Source organism: Bdellovibrio sp. HCB288 (assembly GCF_047305935.1).
GTDB lineage: Bacteria > Bdellovibrionota > Bdellovibrionia > Bdellovibrionales > Bdellovibrionaceae > Bdellovibrio.
Window position 1 is genome coordinate 1,060,250 of the sequence record NZ_CP178619.1, and the last position, 19,026, is coordinate 1,079,275.

The 19,026-nt window shown below is 46.7% G+C and carries 21 protein-coding genes; 8 read left to right on the forward strand and 13 right to left on the reverse strand.

Annotated elements, in window-relative coordinates; genetic code table 11:
- Positions 1 to 28 precede the first annotated feature (28 nt).
- Positions 29 to 808, reverse strand: a complete 780-nt coding sequence (gene ubiG / locus ACLVWR_RS05095; protein ID WP_413582810.1) for a bifunctional 2-polyprenyl-6-hydroxyphenol methylase/3-demethylubiquinol 3-O-methyltransferase UbiG — start codon at positions 806 to 808, stop codon at positions 29 to 31.
- Positions 809 to 1,079: 271 nt separating this feature from the next.
- Between ubiG and ACLVWR_RS05100 the strand changes: the two genes are divergently transcribed.
- A complete protein-coding gene (locus tag ACLVWR_RS05100; protein WP_413582811.1) occupies positions 1,080 to 1,301 on the forward strand; it encodes a hypothetical protein in 222 nt (73 codons plus the stop codon).
- On the opposite strand, the gene ACLVWR_RS05105 is transcribed toward ACLVWR_RS05100, so the two are convergent.
- From ACLVWR_RS05105 to ACLVWR_RS05145, 9 genes are all read right to left on the reverse strand, one after another.
- Complete coding sequence (locus ACLVWR_RS05105) at positions 1,298 to 1,654, reverse strand: DUF1304 domain-containing protein (protein ID WP_413582812.1); 357 nt, start codon at positions 1,652 to 1,654, stop codon at positions 1,298 to 1,300. The genes ACLVWR_RS05100 and ACLVWR_RS05105 overlap by 4 nt on opposite strands.
- A 1-nt stretch (position 1,655) precedes the next feature.
- Positions 1,656 to 2,120 (reverse strand): HPP family protein, encoded by a 465-nt coding sequence (locus ACLVWR_RS05110; RefSeq protein WP_413582813.1) that lies wholly within the window; start codon positions 2,118 to 2,120, stop codon positions 1,656 to 1,658.
- Positions 2,121 to 2,146: 26 nt separating this feature from the next.
- On the reverse strand, positions 2,147 to 3,142 hold the full coding sequence (gene trpS / locus ACLVWR_RS05115; protein ID WP_413582814.1) for a tryptophan--tRNA ligase: 996 nt from the start codon (positions 3,140 to 3,142) through the stop codon (positions 2,147 to 2,149).
- A gap of 9 nt (positions 3,143 to 3,151) precedes the next feature.
- Positions 3,152 to 4,540, reverse strand: a complete 1,389-nt coding sequence (locus tag ACLVWR_RS05120) for an NAD(P)H-binding protein (RefSeq protein WP_413582815.1) — start codon at positions 4,538 to 4,540, stop codon at positions 3,152 to 3,154.
- 14 nt (positions 4,541 to 4,554) lie between these two features.
- Complete coding sequence (locus ACLVWR_RS05125; RefSeq protein ID WP_413582816.1) at positions 4,555 to 6,117, reverse strand: RecQ family ATP-dependent DNA helicase; 1,563 nt, start codon at positions 6,115 to 6,117, stop codon at positions 4,555 to 4,557.
- 107 nt (positions 6,118 to 6,224) lie between these two features.
- On the reverse strand, positions 6,225 to 7,175 hold the full coding sequence (locus ACLVWR_RS05130) for an aldo/keto reductase (protein WP_413582817.1): 951 nt from the start codon (positions 7,173 to 7,175) through the stop codon (positions 6,225 to 6,227).
- A gap of 18 nt (positions 7,176 to 7,193) precedes the next feature.
- Positions 7,194 to 7,565, reverse strand: coding sequence for a VOC family protein (locus ACLVWR_RS05135; protein ID WP_413582818.1), 372 nt, complete (start codon positions 7,563 to 7,565; stop codon positions 7,194 to 7,196).
- Positions 7,566 to 7,649: 84 nt separating this feature from the next.
- Positions 7,650 to 8,408, reverse strand: coding sequence for a cyclic nucleotide-binding domain-containing protein (locus ACLVWR_RS05140; protein WP_340597893.1), 759 nt, complete (start codon positions 8,406 to 8,408; stop codon positions 7,650 to 7,652).
- A 165-nt stretch (positions 8,409 to 8,573) separates the two neighbouring features.
- The gene (locus ACLVWR_RS05145) at positions 8,574 to 9,335 is read right to left on the reverse strand and encodes a hypothetical protein (RefSeq protein WP_413582819.1); all 762 of its coding nucleotides are present in this window, start codon (positions 9,333 to 9,335) and stop codon (positions 8,574 to 8,576) included.
- 164 nt (positions 9,336 to 9,499) lie between these two features.
- On the opposite strand from ACLVWR_RS05145, the gene ACLVWR_RS05150 reads away from it, so the two are divergent.
- The 3 genes from ACLVWR_RS05150 to ACLVWR_RS05160 all read left to right on the forward strand — a co-directional run bounded on the left by ACLVWR_RS05150 (position 9,500) and on the right by ACLVWR_RS05160 (position 13,279).
- Positions 9,500 to 10,621, forward strand: a complete 1,122-nt coding sequence (locus ACLVWR_RS05150) for a hypothetical protein (RefSeq protein ID WP_413582820.1) — start codon at positions 9,500 to 9,502, stop codon at positions 10,619 to 10,621.
- 85 nt (positions 10,622 to 10,706) lie between these two features.
- Complete coding sequence (locus ACLVWR_RS05155; protein WP_413582821.1) at positions 10,707 to 12,299, forward strand: ABC-F family ATP-binding cassette domain-containing protein; 1,593 nt, start codon at positions 10,707 to 10,709, stop codon at positions 12,297 to 12,299.
- 53 nt (positions 12,300 to 12,352) lie between these two features.
- Positions 12,353 to 13,279, forward strand: coding sequence for a hypothetical protein (locus ACLVWR_RS05160; RefSeq protein WP_413582822.1), 927 nt, complete (start codon positions 12,353 to 12,355; stop codon positions 13,277 to 13,279).
- A gap of 37 nt (positions 13,280 to 13,316) precedes the next feature.
- On the opposite strand, the gene ACLVWR_RS05165 is transcribed toward ACLVWR_RS05160, so the two are convergent.
- Both ACLVWR_RS05165 and ACLVWR_RS05170 read right to left on the reverse strand, forming a co-directional pair.
- Positions 13,317 to 14,372: a hypothetical protein gene (locus ACLVWR_RS05165; protein WP_413582823.1), complete on the reverse strand. Its 1,056-nt coding sequence runs from the start codon at positions 14,370 to 14,372 to the stop codon at positions 13,317 to 13,319.
- Positions 14,365 to 15,132, reverse strand: coding sequence for a DUF4423 domain-containing protein (locus ACLVWR_RS05170; protein WP_413582824.1), 768 nt, complete (start codon positions 15,130 to 15,132; stop codon positions 14,365 to 14,367). Before ACLVWR_RS05170 ends, ACLVWR_RS05165 begins: the two co-directional genes overlap by 8 nt.
- Before the next feature lie 187 nt (positions 15,133 to 15,319).
- Here ACLVWR_RS05170 and ACLVWR_RS05175 point away from each other — a divergent pair, with 187 nt between their 5' ends.
- From ACLVWR_RS05175 to ACLVWR_RS05185, 3 genes are all read left to right on the forward strand, one after another.
- Positions 15,320 to 15,814 carry a hypothetical protein gene (locus tag ACLVWR_RS05175; protein WP_413576149.1) on the forward strand — a complete coding sequence of 165 codons (495 nt, stop codon included), beginning with the start codon at positions 15,320 to 15,322 and terminating at the stop codon, positions 15,812 to 15,814.
- Between the two features lie 110 nt (positions 15,815 to 15,924).
- Complete coding sequence (locus ACLVWR_RS05180) at positions 15,925 to 16,350, forward strand: hypothetical protein (protein WP_413582825.1); 426 nt, start codon at positions 15,925 to 15,927, stop codon at positions 16,348 to 16,350.
- Between the two features lie 78 nt (positions 16,351 to 16,428).
- Positions 16,429 to 17,076, forward strand: a complete 648-nt coding sequence (locus ACLVWR_RS05185) for a L,D-transpeptidase (protein WP_413582826.1) — start codon at positions 16,429 to 16,431, stop codon at positions 17,074 to 17,076.
- Positions 17,077 to 17,085: 9 nt separating this feature from the next.
- Here the strand turns inward: ACLVWR_RS05185 and ACLVWR_RS05190 are convergent, their stop codons facing one another.
- Entirely contained in the window at positions 17,086 to 17,583 is a 498-nt protein-coding gene (locus tag ACLVWR_RS05190) for a hypothetical protein (protein WP_413582827.1), read from the reverse strand.
- 102 nt (positions 17,584 to 17,685) lie between these two features.
- Between ACLVWR_RS05190 and ACLVWR_RS05195 the strand changes: the two genes are divergently transcribed.
- The gene (locus ACLVWR_RS05195) at positions 17,686 to 19,023 is read left to right on the forward strand and encodes a chloride channel protein (protein ID WP_413582828.1); all 1,338 of its coding nucleotides are present in this window, start codon (positions 17,686 to 17,688) and stop codon (positions 19,021 to 19,023) included.
- Positions 19,024 to 19,026: the final 3 nt, after the last annotated feature.

The window sequence follows — 19,026 nt, forward strand, 5'->3', positions numbered from 1 at the left end:
TTTCAAATAATCCACATAACGTTAGTGGTCAGTGCTCTCGAAATTTTTTGGCGTATCCAGTGTAAGAGATAATCTTTCTTTTGCTCCAAACAAATCGGAAGTCAGGATGAATCTCGCGCGAGCGAAGAAGGCGCCAAAACCCTGGTTGAAAAAAGGCCGGTCTCATCCCTCTCACCCTCTGCATTTCCAGATCACACTGCTCACACCAGAACTCAATTTCCTCGGGCTTTCGAAATAATTTGTAATCAAAAAAGGCAGAACCCTGATTTCTGGCCAACCAGCGAATCACCCGATTAATCCATATGTAGGATGCCGCGGTTTTGTTGATGGTTCGATAAAACAGCAATCCACCGGGCCGTAACACCCGGCTCATTTCCGAGATGATCATCTCAGGATCTGAAACATGCTCAAACAGATCCAAAGCAACTACCACATCAAAGCTTTCTTTCGGAAAGGGCATGCGATAGGCGTCGCCCTCCACATACTTAACCCTTCCGGACTTATCCATTAGTTCAGCCACGCGAAGACTGGTTCTTGAAATATCAAGCCCTGTCACTTCGTAGCCCGCCTCCACCGCTGTGTTTGAAAAAAAACCGGCACCGCTGCCGACATCCAGAATTTCTGCGTGATAGCCGATGTATTTGCGAATTTCTGAAAGAATCCACTTCATTTGAAACGAAGTTTCCAGACGCAAAAGAGCCATGGGACCTTCATTGGAGGAATACCACTGTTGAGCCAACTCCTGATAGAATTCGCTCTTGGCGAGGTCTGCCTGACTGACTTTGTAAAACTCGAATTCTTCCTCCACCGATGCTCCTCGTTTCAAACTAACAAGGAGAGCGGCGATCCGACGAATCCTGCGAAGTCCAGTGACAATAATCAACTGAAGACCTCGACAACAGGGCAAAGGACCGGGTACAATTTTCTCAATGGAAATAATTGAAACTGCCTGTCGAGTTGTGTTCGGTTTACAGATGGTCTTCTGGGGTCTCAACGGCTTCTTTAATTGGCTGAAGATTCCGCCGTCCCCGCCTGTTATCGAAAGATTTGTAGGCGCGTGCTACGAAACACGATTCATTATGCCCACAACCAAAATCGCAGAGATCCTGTTGGGCCTGTTGATGATTATTGGTTTTGCAATGCCACTGACGATTTTGCTGATTGCACCCATTGTGTTTGTGATCACGTTACTGCATCTGCTTCACAATCCAAAGCCCTGGGGCGTGGTGATTCCAATCACTATTCCCTACGCTGTCACAGTCGGCTTTCACCTGCCGGCAATATTCGCTCGTTATTTTTAAAGAAGGGAAATAACGGCCAGAATCGCCGGCAATGCCTGAACAAAGAAAATACGGCGGTTCACGCTGTAAGCACCGTAAAATCCAGCGATGATCACACAGATCAGGAAGAACATTTTAATCTGATAAGCAAAGGCTTCATCCTGATGGAACAAGCCCCATAGCAGACCCGCGCCCAAGAATCCATTATACAATCCCTGGTTCGCGGCAAGAACAGCAGTGTTCTGGGCTTTTTCAAAGGTGTTTCTGAAAACTCTAAGGCCTACCGGGCGTGTCCATAGATACATTTCGATGTACATGATGATGAAATGTTCAATCGCAACAATCGCAACCAATGTCAGACCAAGTATCTTCATTCTAAATTCCTGTTTGTGAAATCTTGTAAGCTATTTCGTCCAGACTTTCGATATCAAACAAAGTGGAAAGAGGACGTTTGTGGCTGTCCTTACGCAGAGCCTGCCCCAGGACCTGAATCAGATCATCGGTGGTGACGATTCCCACCAGCTCCTCATCGTCGTTAACCACCAGAACAGAGCTGATTTTCTTCTCCAGCATGGTATCAATCGCATCCATCAAAGAGGCGCTTTGATTCATTGTCTGAACCGGCTGACTCATAAAATCCTCGACCGGATACATTTTGCTATCTTTAAAGAAAGACAAATCACTGTTTGAAAGAATACCAACAATTCTTTGATCTTGATCAACAACAGGAAGATGACGAATACCATGTTCCTTCATCAGCGACTGGGCCTCAGCTAAAGAACTGCCGACCGCAATCATTATCACATCGTTGGTCATCACATCACGAGCAAGCTTTGCCATAAGTACTCCTTTGACGGTCTCAGTACTTAGTAGACAATACCCATCGCCTTTTTGACATCAGAAAGAGTTTTAGCTGCCACATTGCGGGCTGCTTCTGTGCCATTTCGCAAAACTTCCTGAACATAACCCATGTCTTTGGAATACTCCTCACGACGTTGGCGCATTGAAGCCAGTTTTGCCTCTAAGATTTCCAAGATACGTTTTTTTAGAACGCCATCACCCAAACCACCGCGGCGATAGTGCTCTTTCAAGGCTTCCACTTCCGCTTTGTTCGTATCGAACACATCCAGGAATGTAAATGGAACGTGTCCTTCAACTGTACCTGGATCTTCCACTTTCAAGTGATTTGGATCCGTGTACATTGCATTTACTTTTTTCTTAAGTTCATTCGGAGTATCGCCCAAGTAAATCGCGTTCCCCAAAGACTTGGACATTTTCGCTTTACCATCGATACCTGTCAGGCGCCCCGTTGTGCCAATCATCGCTTTTGTATCGTGGAAAACTTCTTTTTTATAAAGATGATTAAACCTGCGAGCAATCTCATTCGTTTGCTCGATCATTGGTTGTTGGTCTTCACCCACTGGCACCAAATCTGCTTTAAACGCCAAGATGTCAGCGGCTTGCGATACAGGATAAGTAAAGAAACCTGCAGGAATGGAATCCTTCATGTTTTTCTGACGAATCTCATCCTTCAATGTTGGATTTCGTTCCAAGCGCGCCACGGTGACCAGATTCATGAAATAGAAAGTCAGTTCAAACAATTCCGGAATTTGCGATTGAATGAAGATCGTACTTAGTTTCGGATCAATGCCCACCGCCAAATAATCCAAAGCCACTTGCTCCACGTTTTTACGAACGTGTTCTGGATTTTCATAATAATCAGTCAATGCCTGCGCATCTGCGATAAGTACGTACTGATTATACTCTTCCTGCAATTTCACGCGATTTTGCAAAGAGCCAACATAGTGTCCGAGATGTAAAGGGCCGGTCGGGCGATCGCCCGTCAAAATGATCTTTTTCATTCCGATAATTTACCCTAACTTGCGCCGCGGCTCAAGCGGACGTGCAAGATGTCGTGCAAATTGCTTCATCACCCATAGATGCACATAGGCCTGCGTCACTTTATAGAAGTACCAAGGCAAGCGAGGCCTGAAGTCATGTATTGCCGCCAGGCACGCCGTGCCCCCCAAAACTTCGCGAAACTCGAGGCGGCCTCGGCCACTTTTCTTGGAAAACAAGCCACCCCGCACATAGAACAGTTCCCGATGCCCCCAACTGCGCTCTGGAGAGTATTCCAGCACCAAAAGTCGGAAATAGGGAAACGCATTACAAAAATAAACCCAGCGGTCCTTAACTTCTACTTTCATAAATCCCGGCTGCATCACCGGCAGAAACTTCATGTATTCCTCGGCCACATCCTTGGCTGTCCAACCTTCCGGAAGCGGCATACGCTGCACAGATCGAACCTCATGTTTCGGACTTTGCGGAGCTTTAAAGGCATGGGGCTTTTGGTCCCCGCGGTAACTACCAATTGCCGAGCGCAGAGCCTCATCAACTCCCATGAATTTGTGATCTGGAATACTTAGTTGATGATCCGGGCGAACCATCAATGGATTGCGCAAACTTTCAATCAAGGGATTGATCAAATCTTTGGGCGCCCTTGTTACCAAACGCACCCACAACGCTGACAGGTGCGGCGTCAGAAACGGCACCTGAATCAAGTGCCTGCGTTTCCCAAGCATATCCGCGACCTTTAACATCATATCGCGGTAACTTAAAATATCAGGCCCACCAAGATCATAAATCTTGTTATCGGTTTCAGGGGTATCAATGCAATAGCGAATGCTTTTTAAGACGTCCCCGACCGCCACCGGCTGACTGGGTGTCGAAGTCCATGTTGGACAAAGCATCACCGGCAAACGCTGCACCAAGCGGGTCATGATCTGAAAGGACGAACCACCGGCTCCCAAAATCAAAGCAGCCCGCAAAATTGTCGTGGGAATACTGCCTTTCAAAAAAACATTTTCCACTTCCTGCCGACTTTGCAGATGCTTTGAAAGCTGTTTTTGATTCTGCGGTATTAAGCCGCCGACATAGATGATTTTTCTTACTTTGTTCTTTTCCGCGGCTCTTAAAAAGTTATCCGCGACGATCAGGTCAAAGTCCTCGAAGGATCCCTGGGAAAGATGGGCTGAGGGTCGCATGGAGTGAACCAGATAAATGGCGACATCCGCTCCGGCCAAGGCCTTTTCAGCATCCAATAAACTGAACAAGTCACAGTTGCGCCACTCACAGCTGGAGTGCTCTTCGGAATGGGTGTAGTGTGAGCGGCTTAAGCCCACAATTGAATAAGCACCCTTAAGTTCTGCAATCAATGCCTTGCCAATGAATCCACTGGCTCCGGCTATCGCAATCTTCACAACGCCTCCGGGCGCTACTGACCCAATTCGGCCATAATGTCCCAGCCAAATTTTGCCAGCTTTGCTTCGCCGATGCCATGAACATTTTTAAGATCATCCAGACTTTGGGGGTTCTGAATTGCCAGATGCTTCAGAGTCAAATCGCCAAACACCACAAAGGCCGGAACGTCGAGTTCCTTGGCTTTTTCTTTGCGCCATTTTTTAAGAAGTTGAAAGCGAGCTTCTTGTGCCTGATCAAATACAACGCCATCCATATCGACAGTGGTCTTTGACAATTTTGAACGTGTCTTTGTTTTTGCCGGTGCCTTCAAGGCGGCCACGGGACGGGAAATGCGTCGTTCGGACTGTGGCAAGCAGGTATCGCAATGCCCACAGCGTTCTATTCGATGCGCATCTTTATAGTAAGTTAGAATCTCGGCATGACGGCACTCACCGCCCTCAGCATAGTTGACCAAAGCATCAAGATTGCGCCAACGGGCATTCTTAATTTCCTTGGGCGCCTCTGAACTGGTGATAAAATATGTCTGCAGACCTTTGTCTTTCTTGGAATACAACATCAAGCAGCTTGAATCCAAGCCATCACGCCCGGCACGCCCCATTTCCTGATAAAGGGAATCGATATTGGCAGGCATTTGATAGTGAACAACCAAACGTACATCAGGCTGATCGATCCCCATACCGAAGGCATTGGTCGCCACAAGAATTCTTAAATCCCCACGTGCATAAGCTTCCTGGGTTTCTGTGCGCTCTGCTGTGGAAAGGCCCGCATGATAAAAGCCCACTTGGTCGATCTTTTTTTGCAGGTGAGCTGCAAGCTCTTCAGTAACCTTGCGTGTTCCGCAATAAATAATCACTCGGCCCTCTGGAGCCTGACGAATTGCCTGCATCAACAACGCCATCTTGGCTTCTTCATCTGCACAGAATTCAACCTGATAATACAGATTGGAACGATAGAATCCGTGAACCCGACGCTCAGGACTTTTTAATTTCAAATTAATTGAGATATCTGCAAGCACTGTTGGCGTCGCCGAGGCCGTTAACGCCAGCACCGGAATATCCGGGCGCAGTCTTTTTAGAAGTTCCAACTGACTGTATTCTTCACGAAAATCATGGCCCCATTGCGATACACAATGAGCCTCATCAATCGCGAATACGGCAATCGAGCGATTCTGAATCCAGCGCTGAAAACCTTCTTTTTGCACTCTCTCCGGAGAAAGATACAACAGGTAGGTACCACCTTTTTCAATGTCCTGAAAAATCTGACGCTTTTCCTGATCCGTTTGACCTGCATACAGGCACCCCGAGGGAATGCCTTTTCTTTGCAAGGACATCACTTGATCCTTCATCAAAGCGATCAAAGGCGAAATAACGATCACAAGCTTATTGGTGAACACCGCCGGGAATTGAAAGCACAAAGACTTTCCTCCCCCTGTCGGCAATACCGCCAGAACATCCTTGCCTGATAAAATTCCCGCAATGATTTCCTGCTGTCCGATCCGGAATTGAGATAAACCAAACGCCTTTTTCAGCGTGGGTTCAAATTGATCGAAAGTTATCGCAGGTGCAACTGGGTTCATAGAGGCTACTTTCCTTGAAAACAGCCTGTTTTTGCAACCAAGATTCCCGCGTTAACCGGGATTATTTTCCTTGCGAGCCCGGAGCCTGAAGGATTCTCGGACAATCCCTAATATCGACTCTCAAAATCAAGCTTCTCGACCTCTACAGTGGCCAGTTTAATAGAGGCCGCCTTGGTCAGGTCCTTTAACTGCTCCAAGGAAGTGGCGCTGGCGATAGGAGCCGTCACCGACTTTCTTTGCATCAGCCAAGCCAGTGCAATGGTCGCAGGCTTTACTTGATGCGCTTTGGAAATATCATCCATGGCCGCCAGAATCTTCAACCCGCGTTCATCCAGATAACTCAGGGCTTTTTCGCCGCGTGCGCTTTTCTTAACGTCCTCTTTGCTGCGGTATTTTCCCGTCAAGAAGCCACTGGCCAAAGAATAATAGGGAATCACACCCACATTGTTTTTCAGGCAAATTGCTTCCAGTTCTTTTTCAAAATATTCCCGATCATGAAGATTGTATTTTGGCTGTAAAGTCACATAGGAGGGATAACCCTCCTTCTCGCTGATATGCAGACTTTCCTGGAGTCGTTTGCCATTGAAGTTTGAGGCACCAATCGCACGAACCTTGCCTTCTTTTAGCAAAGCATCGTAGGCAGCCAAAGTCTCCTCTATCGGGGTTTCGATATCATCTGTGTGCGACTGATACAAATCGATATAATCCGTCTGCAGACGGGCCAGAGAATCCTCCACTGCTTCTTTGATATAAGCAGCCTTAAGGCCTTTCTTATCAGGGGACATTTCCATTCCGACTTTTGTGGCGACAACCACTTCCGAGCGGATTTTTCGTTCTTTCATCCATTTACCAATGATGACTTCGGATTCTCCGCCCTTATTCCCTGGCACCCAGCGCGAATAAACGTCAGCTGTATCAATAAAGTTGAAACCCGATTCAAAGAAGCTGTCCAGGATTGCGAAGGATGTCTTTTCGTCTATGGTCCACCCAAAAACATTACCACCAAAACAAAGTGGTGCGACTTCAATTCCCGTTTTTCCAAGCTGACGTTTATGCATGTTGTGAGTTCTCCTGTTTTACATCGAATGCAAACCCACTCGGTTGCCTTCGGTGTCTTCAAAAATACCAATGTTGCCGTATTGCCCGATGCTCTTTTTCGAAGCCAGGATTCGACCGCCATTATCCTGCACTCGCTTCAAAGACGCATCGATGTCTTTAACCGGGATATAAGGCAAACTTCCATCCGTCGATGGCACATATCCCGGCCCCTTCACCAACGCACCTGAAGCCCCATAGGACTTCATATCCCCCGCCGGAAAGAAGGCCATCTTCAAGGCACCCATCTCTTCTGTTTTGAATTTTAGATCGAATGACTTTTCATAGAAAGTCATAGCGCGTGAAATATCGTCAGTCGCAAGCTCAACCCAATTGAACATATTGGATGCCATAATAAAAAACCTCCATGCGTTTGATCTCAAGAATCAAAAGCAATGGAGGTTATCGTCAATATGGCATTGAACAACTATGGCAGGTTATCCAGTTAATGCTTTATTGGCGCGTTTCAGGCGTAACGACAGTGTTTTCACAAGGGCTTTAGCCCAGCTGGGTTTGGAGAAAATAACACTGTCCAATGAGCTCATGGGAATTTCAATTAGCTCCACCTCAGTGACAGCTTCAACTGTTGCCGAACGAGGCTCGTGATTGAAGTGACCCATCTCTCCCACAAACTCCCCGGGGCCGATTTCACCCAGACGGATGCGATCCCCTGTTGTGGCTTCGGAATAAGCGCTCAGCGTTCCGTGCTTCACGATATAGACAACTTCCGTGGTGTCCCCTTCCTTGAACAAAGTTTCACCGACATCCAGATTGCGCAGACGATACTGCGAACCTTCCTTGATGGGCTTTGGTGCGATGATTTTGGAAACAACTTCCAACAAGGCCCACTCACGATTAGGTTCCGACAAAAAGGACAGTCTTCCTGACTGAACTTCATGCGGAAACACATCGTGATCGGGAACATAGGACATCATCACTATGAATATATCGTTGTTATTCTTTTCTTTTAGAACTTTACCGACGATGTCATAACCGGAGCCTTTAGGAAGATACTCATCCACAAATAGAATCTTGGGTCTGACATTGTCTATCTTGTATTTGGTCGCGAACCAATCACTGCCATGAAAGACCGAGCAGTTATTGAAATGCTTGTTAAGGATATCGGAGATAGCCGTGATCCGGTTGGGATCTCCACTAACGATCAAAAACGTGTTTTTATCCTGGCCGCGTCCCATATACTCAAACCTTCCATATTATTTTTGTCTCATTCCTGAGACCAACAGACGTGCCGAATAGATATATTATCCACCCAAACTGTCTATGACTCAACATTCTGTCAAAAAGTTGCCCAGGAATTCTCAGGTTGGAGCAGTGGATGGTGTATCGATTAGAGAATATGATTAATTTAACTGATAGCGCGCCAGATCCGCAGCGAACGTTTGTTTGTCATTCGGGAAACGCTTGTAGACAGCAGCAATCAAAGATGCGCGCATATTATGGTTGTTATTATTGGCGATCACAGTCAACAGCCCTTGCTGGCAAGTGGAATAGCCACCGCAGTTATTCAAATAAATATCGTATGCCACCAGCACCGGGATATCATTTGAATCCGTGGACGCCGCAATATTGCGTTCTTCTTCAGTGCGCGCATCTTCCATTTTGATTTTTTCAGCTGGAGCGTATTCAAGCGCTTCAGCCAGTGCGACTTCCGCGAGCTGCGCATCACCGCCACGGCCATTCATCATGTCCAGGGCTTCGACTCGGTCAAAGTGAGCTGAGTTGGCCCCTTGCAGATCGCGGTAGTAATCCCACAGTACAGCTTTCTTATTTGGAAGAGCATTGATCTGCGCACGCAATTGCGCCGCTCTGGCGCGCAACTCTGATTTCATTTCGGCTGCACGTGTGGTTTTGATCAGATCTATTAATAGTGCGCGCTCTTTTGTCTGAACCGGGATGTCCGTATAACTTGCAATACTACGAGTTGGAGCTTTTTGAGGCGTTCCAGAAGACTCTGCTGGAACGGGTTTGATATCATTCACAACCATATTGGAATTCGTTGTTTGGGGATCGCCTGAATGCTTGACGGTTTTATCACCATCACGACTAAAAAGGACTGCCAAACCCACTGCAACGACAACCAAAACGATTAAGATCTGCTTCATACTTAGATTATCCCCGCGCTCCCCAAGGATTTGCAACTGGAAACGAAGTCTAGCTAATAGCCACCCACCAAGAGTTATACACCTCAAATTGAATCCACGCAGCCTACAGGAGTTATCAGCCCTTGGTCCTTAATTTGCTTCATAGCCAAGGTATTGGGGGGCCAATGAAGTTAACAACAACGACTGTATTTGCAATCACCGTTCTCACATCGCATATCGCCAACGCTGGGATCACCTGCTCTGCTTCTGAATGTAAAGCTGAAACAATGCCTTTACTTAATCAGATGGAATCATCTGTAAAAGCAAAATTTGGATCAATGGCCTGCGTGCCTACATCCTCAATGATGGTAATGGAATCCATTTTCTCGGATAAGAAAGATATCCTGGCTGGCAGCTTTGCTGACAGCATCTATCAACAAAGTTCCTATGGTGCAATTTTGCTCATGGGTTCTGATATGAAAACGACTTCTCAAAACGGTACCTATGTAAGTGATGCGCAAAGAACTTTCACCAAAATCGCGCAAGGATTTTCTGGTGGCGCCTCTTCATTCAGCGTAACCAACTCACAAAGATCCATCACTCCAGCAAATCTGATGGCCGATATGAAATCAGGAATGGTGGGTTCTTTGCTATTTGCTTCTTATATTCCTAAGTGTTCCTCAATGGCGAGCGGCCGCAAATCCTGCAGCTTTACTCGTCAATATGGTCACTCCGTTGCAGTTCAAGCTGCCTCTGCATCATCAGTTCAAATCTTTGACCCGAGCGATGATAAATGGACATCAGGTCTTTTGAAACTTTCTGAAGATTCAGGCTATGTGGATGCCACTCTTTCATTGGCTTCTCACATCGGTTCTGATGCACGCATTCTTGCGAAAAACTATTACACTCAAGGCGAAGTGGATCTTGCAGAATACTACTACGGTCTTAAAGTGGCAGCAGCTGAATCCAGTACTCCGGTTGTGGTTCAACCATCACCGACGCCAACTACTCCAGTAGTGGTGCAACCGTCCCCGACTCCGACGACTCCAGTGGTAGTTCAGCCTAAGCCAACTCCAACGACTCCGGTAGTAGTTCAGCCATCGCCAACCCCGACGACTCCAGTGGTAGTTCAGCCTCAGCCAACTCCAACTACACCAGTAGTGGTTCAGCCAAAGCCGACTCCTTCGGTACCAGTTGTGACTCAGCCAAGACCTACAACTCCGGTTGTATCTATGCCGAACTCAAAAATTTGGCAGCAATGGGTGAAATACTTCAAAGCCAAAGGGAAATACGCTTCCCGCAGATAAGAAATCCATGAAAAAACAGACAAACCAGGCGGCAGTTTCGACTGCCGCCTTGCTATTTTAGGGGTTTTTACGTAGAACTTGCCCCATGATCAGCACCTCCAATATCAGCCTCCGTTTCGGTGGCAAAAAGCTTTTTGAAGACGTAAATGTGAAATTCACTCCAGGCAACTGTTACGGCCTGATCGGCGCCAATGGGGCCGGCAAATCCACATTTCTAAAAATCCTTTCCAAGGAAATCGAGCCCAATACCGGGGAAGTTATTATCCCAGGGGGCTTGCGCCTGTCAGTGCTTAAGCAGGATCACTATGCTTATGATGAATTCCCGGTTCTAAAAACCGTTCTCATGGGCAATGAGCGTCTTTACAAAGTAATGACTGAAAAGGACGAACTTTACGCAAAGCCTGATTTTTCAGAAGAAGATGGTAATCGTGCCTCTGAGCTTGAAGGTATTTTTGCGGAGCTGAATGGCTGGGAAGCTGAATCTGAAGCTGGCGTGATGCTGGCGGGCCTGGGCATTGGTGATGAGTTCCATCACAAATTGATGAAGGAACTGAATCCCGGTGAAAAAGTTAAAGTTCTTTTGGCACAAGCTCTGTTTGGTCGCCCCGACATCCTTCTTCTGGATGAGCCGACGAATCACTTGGACATCTATGCGATCAACTGGCTTGAAGACTTCCTTTTGAATTTCGACAATACCGTCATCGTGATTTCGCATGACCGTCACTTCCTGAACAAAGTCTGCTCGCACATAGCGGATATCGACTACGGCAAAGTGACTACTTTCACGGGCAACTACGATTTCTGGCGCCAAGCCAGCGAACTAAAACAGCGCATGCTTTCTGATCAGAACAAGAAAAGCGCTGACAAGGCGGAAGAGCTTAAAGCCTTTATCGCGCGCTTTAGCGCCAACGCTTCAAAATCCGCACAAGCCTCTTCCCGTCAAAAGATGTTGGAAAAGCTTGAGTTCAATGACTTGCCGGCTTCTTCACGCAAATCCCCGTTCATTGGTTTCGATATCAAGCGCGACTTGGGTAACGACGTGTTGGTCGTTGATAAGATCAATAAAACTTGGGAGGGCGAAACGGTACTTAAGAACGTCAGCCTCTCTTTAAGAAAAGGCGACAAGGTTGCCCTGATGGGCCGCAACGACCTTGCCAAGACTTTGCTAATGGAAATTATCGCCGGTGAACTGGCTGCGGATTCTGGAACTTACACCTGGGGCATCACCACAAATCGTGGCTACTTCCCTACAGACAATTCAAAATACTTCCAAGGCTCTGAACCAACTCTGGTTGATTGGTTGCGCGAGTTCTCTGAAGACAAAGACGAAAGTTTTTTGCGTGGCTTCCTGGGTAAAATGCTGTTCTCTGGAACAGATGCCCTGAAGCAACCGACAGTTCTTTCCGGGGGCGAGAAAGTGCGCTGCATGTTCTCTAAACTGATGCTTTCAGGCGCTAACGTCCTGATCCTGGACGGTCCGACGAATCACTTGGATTTGGAAAGCATCACGGCTGTGAATGAAGGATTGGCGCGCTTTAAAGGTACTGTGATCTTCACGTGCCACGACCATGAGCTATTGCAAACTGTTGCAAACCGTATCATCGAAATTAATGAGACTGTCACTTACGACAATCACATTGATTACGAAGGCTACGTTCAGGCGACCAAGAAGCACTAGACCAAAAGACAGTTCCCTATTAAAGAGCAGAGGTCCTTTTCCGATAAGGAAGTATGGATTTACTGCTCTTCTTTTTTCTATTTTCACAATCAAGTCACGCCGTTGAAGCGTACTCGTATCCAAAGCACCAGGAAGTATCCATCAATTCTGAAGTTTTGGCGGGATGCTTTTTAAAAGAGATTAACAAGTATCCAAATCAAACGCGCACCACCGAACCCAGCTTTGTCTATCGCGATAATAAAATTGAACAGCGTACCGGCAGACTCGCGCAATGCAACTTCGATCACGATCAGTTTTTCTTCTATATGATTGGCGATCCTGACCGTTGTGACTACAGCACAGGGCAGGAAAACAAACTTCGTACATGGATAATGAACCAGAAAGACAACACTATCGACCCAGTGAAGCTTTTCAGAGAAGCCCTAAAGCTCAATGGCGGATCAACATTTAACTCCGCTTTGACAATCCATCAACTTTTGCGCAACGAAGCCCGCTACAAAAGCAAATCTTACTTTTACAAATCCACACCAGCCCAAGAGAAAGCCTTCTGGAATAAATTTGTCGATATCCGCGGAGACCTTGAAGAACGCGGTAAAACTAAAGGTTTTGAAGCTGATCACCAAGGCTCCTGGTATAGAATGTGGGGCATCATGGGGTATCGCTTTTCCCTCAATAGAGGTTCCTTTAATGACCAAGAAGCCATGACCTGTGGGTATTCAGAAAAAGGACTGATAAGCTCTCAAATCAAAGCCCTAAAGGCCAACAGCACTGCCATTGCGGCAGAGGCCATCAAGTATCCCATGGACTTTATCGGCGACTACCAGCCGGGCGCAGACCGCCCAGGCAAAATGTCTGTGAACCTTGCTGGTTCCCATATCGCAACGATCATTGAGGACTCCACTCACAAGCGGGTCTTAAGCCTGCAGACCTTTCCTGACGACAAAGTCTGTGAAAACCAAGGATATCTGGAACAGGATTAGGAAATAAAAAAGGGCAGATTCAATCTGCCCTTTTTCTTTAGTTTCCAATTGGTTTTGGTTCAAATCCCATCTCGGCCCACGAAAGCGGCTGGAATGGCAGGCGAATCACCTTGTACCAAGGTTCGCGGTATTGTTCGATCTTCAAAGACCCTGGATCGTAAGTCCATTTACCGTTGATCTTGGTTGCCGAGAACGCGATCGACATTTTGAAATCATTGCTGCGAAGAAGAATGTTCGTCTTAAACAAGCATGAGTTCGAGATATTACCAATCAGCTTCACTTTGATTTTCGTGTCGCTGTCGCTGAATTTATCCCAATGCAGGTTATAAAGAACTGCACCCGCTGGTTTTTTGCTGATCAGATCCAAATCCGGAATTGGCAATACTGGAATTGGAACTGAATAGCGATAGCACATCGCCTCGTCAGCGACCGCTTTAGTGATATCAATCAAATCATCGCCCACTTGCAGGATCACTTCAGGGTAAGCCGTGTAGACGTCTTTAGTGAAGACCATCGCGGAAACATCTTTGCTCCATGGAAGAAGTGGAGTCACGGAAGTTTTGGTTTGCACCAACATGGAGATACGAACCCCTAGCAGGTCCAACTCTTCATGGGAGTAACCACCGTGATGATGACCGAACTCATGGATCAGAATCGCAACTGCTTCAGCAATTGAAACCGCTGAATATTCGCCCTCTGCATTTTTGCTGTAAAGAAGATCCGAGTTAATATAGATCGGAGACCCTGGCGTACTGCCCGTTTTTGCAACGCGAACCAAGCCGTCGAGAATGAAGAAGCCAGGAGTTTTCTTTTCAGAACCAAAGTACAACATACGGCCTTTGATTTCTTGCGGAAGTGTCTTGGCGATTTTTGCGATGATCTCACGCTCACGTGAATTCAATTTGCAACCGTCTGAGGTCAGGCAGACTTCGATGTAGTTTTCCAAACGCTCGTATGCGAAAAGAACGTTCTTTTCAGCAATACCGCCACCGTTGCCAATCCAGTCACTTCCAGGACCCGCAAATGCACTGGCAGACACAGTCGCCAAAGCCAGCATTAGTGCACTTTTCAGGGTTTTAGTTAGATTAAACATTTTGCTCCTCCGCAGAGTTCCCAAGCTTCGTTAACGGAAATAATAGAAACGAGAGTGTGTAAACCTCAGATAACGGCCCGTCTTGTAGCAGATCCTCGATCTTTTTTCGAGTTTTTAATAAGATATCAGTCACCTCAGGGATTTTCTTGGGATTTACCGCCATAGTCATCGAGTTGAACAAGCGTGTATCGATTGAATCCCTGTGGAGTGATTGCTCTGCTAAGTGCAAATTCTGGTTGTGGTACTTGCGTATTGCAGCTGACGGGACATCTTTCAATAATATGGGTTTCGTTGTTCTGACCAAGCGATTGCGACTTTTTTTCAAAAGCTCCAACCTGAATAAACGCTCTAGTGCGTCCTCTGCCTCAGCTTCCTTAATCCCCAGGCGTTTTGCAATCCATTGAGGATGTGCTTTATTGGTAGGTATCTGCGCCAGATTCATTATTGCCATATAATACCAATCAGAAATCATACGGAAGGTATCTTCCTGCAGCAGAAGATCCTTATCTATTTCTATCTTGGAGGAACCCTGTCGGTACTCTGCCCACAACAACTCTCTCTCCAATGGAGATAGCAGCAGGCGTTCCATCACTTTCTCCAAGTTTGTCTTTGAAAGAGATCTTCTTTCGCCCATTACATCTGACAACGTAGTTGAGCCAATACCCAGATCGCGCGCGAAGGCTCGTAACGAATACGACGAATTCCGGGTTTGCCGTTTCGCCAGTTCCTGCATCAATAGACTTTTTATAGTGATATCCATGCAACCTATATAGACACAAAACTCTAATAACGCAAGATTTCGGGACACTTTGTCCCGATTTGCATGATCGGGACACATTGTCCCGTTCGGGGTCTAGACAACCCTTTTGAACCGGAATATCTACTGGCCCATACCGCAGCGGCGGAAAAGTAAACGATTAACAAAACAATCCTTAAGGAGGATTAAAATGAAAAAAGTATTCTTGGCGATCGCAATGGTTCTTGGTGTTTCTCAAGCTCACGCATACACAGCTCCAGCATGGGCTTGTAACTTGAACTTCAAAGGTACTGCATCTGGTATCAAAGTTATCCTTGGTCACTACCAATACAATGGTAAAGGTACATTGGCTTGTATGTCTCCAACGGGTCAAACTGCTGAATACCCAGTAACTGTTACAATGAAAGCTAAACCTTTCTCTCCACAAATCGCATTGGGCAAAATGGAATTGACGGGTCAAGCGGCTGAAATCGCTCTTTTCGATTCTAACCCTGAATCCATCCTTGGTACTTACTACGTGGCACAAGCTCAAGGCGCAATCCTTGGTGGCGTTGGTGTTATCACTGCGACTCGTATCGATCTTCCAACAATCGCTCTTAAAGTGTCTTTCCAGTTTGCCAAAGGTTTCGGTGTAAACCTTGGTGTTAACAGAATGGAAATCGCACTAGATCAAGACCGTAACTAATTCATTGAAGAATTGGAAAGCGTGAATCTCAAAAAACCGGGGACTTTAACCTCCCCGGCTTTTCCTTCCCGAGATTTATTTTAAATTTATTAACCGAAATGGTGATGAAAATGTTCACAGAACTGTCCGGAGAGGCGCTCGCCCTTCCTAATTCAATCAAATACAAAGAGTTATATATGGTCCAACCTTCAAACAACGGTACATTTCCGGATTACCGAGACTTACTAAAAGAAAAATTTGCTGCAGAGAAGGCAAAGAAATACTCGTTCTCTCTGCAATACTGTGCGGATAGGCTTCAGGTATCGAAAACTTTCGTGAAGCTTGTTTTTGACAAGAAAAGACACTTCTCCATGGATACACTTCCTCGCCTTTGGGATCTGTTCAAGTTGACTCACAAGGAACGTCTGCATTTGACATTCTTGTTCTGTCACACAATCTCAGACAGCGATTTGTTGAAAAACCAATTCGCCCTTGTCATGAAAAATGTAGAAAATGAAACGTTAGTTGTTTCTGACGCTACACAAGTCTCGTATTAGCCTAGGTCCACCTCGATTTTTTGTACGCAAGCGTACACTGTGGGTAAGTTAAACCCACTCAAAAAATTGAGGTGCGACATGAAAACAAGCCATCACATAACATGTTTTAGCCTTTCCCTGCTGTTACTAGTGGGGAATTATGCGCGAGCGGAAGAGTCCACATACATCGACGATGACCGCATTCCTAACATGCTTGAAGATATCGATCCATTCGATCCCAATGTCGAAAAAGTTCTGGACCATTACGATAAAATCTATGAACAAGAAACCGGAAAATCCGCTCACATCAATACTGTGATGGATGACATCCTTGGACCTTTTGCAGGTTGCCGACGTAACGCCTGTGCCGTTTGGGCTCAGGTTGTGAAAAGTTCACAGCGCATGTACCTCTATGTTAACGGAAGTCTAAGGGGTTCATGGAAGGTATCAACAGGTATGAAGGGTTATGGCACTCCGAATTTTGATCGCCATCCAAACGGTCGCATCTATGATCGCTACACTTCCTCTAAATATCCAGAAGGTGACTACAACGGTTTGGGCAACATGCCTTATGCGGTATTTATCACCGGAGGTTATGCGCTCCACGGTACTCCACGGGGTAACTGGCCTAAACTTGGAACTCCAGCATCCCATGGTTGCATACGCATGCATCCGGATAATGGTTATACCTTTAACCGTCTGGTAAGATCCTATGGCGTCAGCCGGGTGTGGATCACTGTGCAGTGATGATTTGAATTAAAGAAATCTACTCGAAGTGACCTGAGTGGGAACGCCTTTCCCACTCCACTTCGTATATTGATACTTTCCGCCGGGCTTTACTTTCTCATGATTGATTTCAACATCCACCAGAGCATTGTATCCAGCCTCCACAGCCAAGAAACCCAAGCGTAACAAAACTTCCTCACGATCCGGGCAGTCTTTTATTTCAATCGCTTTTTCTTTACGGCTGAATCTGGAGGTGATCTTAGAATCCGAAGTCATGAAAATGGAGATGGTCTTAGCCTTTTCGATATCGGCTTCGTATTTCGCAAGGACTGGCGCCACGTTCTGGTCATAGCAGGGACCACAGTAAACGGTATGCTTCACAATTGCTGGAACCACTTTCATGAAGGAAAATGAATCCTCATCCAAAAACTGCGCGCACTTCTTGCAAACATGCTCGCGACAGATCCCACAATCCAAATTTGCCTTAGGTTTTTGACAGACTACGCAGTTCGTATTTTCCATTTTCATGATTCCTTGAGAGAAAATTACATGACACACCGTTTCGATGCAAGGTCCAAAGCATTGAAGGTTTTCAAGAGTGCGCGCAAATTGCCCAAATTGGAGATAACGATGGCAGAACACGAGCTCAGCAGAAAACGTCAGGTTCTTTTTATATACTCACTTAGTTGTTTAATCGGAGTCGCGATGGTCTTTGTCGCCAAGGCTCTTTTACTGACCATACAGCTGTGTACCAACCTCTTTTACTTTCAGGAATTCTCCTTTCATGAACGTTCGCCAGCAGAACACAGCCTGGGTGCCATTTCCATTGTGATCCCGGTACTGGGTGGAATACTGGTGGGAAGCATGGCCCGCTGGGGCTCCAAGGCCATTCGCGGTCACGGCATTCCAGAAGCCATGGAAAATATTCTTGAACGCGACAGCCGGATTCCTCGCAGGATCACTTTGCTGAAACCTCTTTCCTCGGCAATCGCGATTGGCTCCGGCGGACCCTTCGGCGCAGAAGGACCTATCATCGCAACCGGCGGCGCTTTGGGCTCCTGGATTGGACAGATTCTTCCAGTGACGTCTTACGAACGAAAAATTCTTTTATCCTCAGGAGCTGCAGCAGGGATGGCGGCCATTTTTGGCACACCACTGTCGGCGGTTATGATTGCCATCGAGTTGCTGTTGTTTGAGTTCCGCCCTAAATCTTTTGTGCCGGTAGCGCTGGCCACGGTTATTGCTGCCACGCTAAGAGGAATTTTCATTGGCAACGAATCATTCTTCCAAATGCCAAGCTTGGGTGAAACTTCTCCATTACAACTTCTGGTGTTCCTGGGCTTCGGAGTGATCATGGGACTATTGTGCATAGTCGTGACCAAATCTATTTATTGGATCGAAGATTCCTTCGAAAAGCTTCCGATTCATTGGATGTGGTGGCCAGCACTGGGCGGGATCGCCGTCGGCGTGATCGGCTTGATTGAACCGCGCAGCCTTGGTGTGGGCTATGGAAATATCTCGTTGAGCTTAAGCGGAAGCCTGACTGTGGGGGCCGCAACCAGCATTCTGGTTTGGAAGTTTTTATCCTGGGCCATCGCACTTGGCAGTGGTACTTCCGGCGGAACACTTGCACCATTACTGACTTTGGGATCGGCATTTGGATTTATTGCCGGGACTGGCTTAACTGTTTTGTTTCCACATTGGGGAATTGATCCCCATGCCATGGCATTAGTGGGTATGGCGGCCTTGTTCGCCGGCTCATCCCGAGCCCTGCTTACTTCCGTGGTATTTGCTCTTGAGGGAACCAAACAACCACTGGGCTTGGTTCCACTGCTGGGATGCTGTTCGATCGCTTACATTGTTTCTTCATTGCTAATGAAGAACTCAATCATGACCGAAAAAATCGTTCGTCGTGGTTTACAGGTTCCGCACGAATACTATCCGGCTCCACGCAAGAGCCAGGAATAGCAT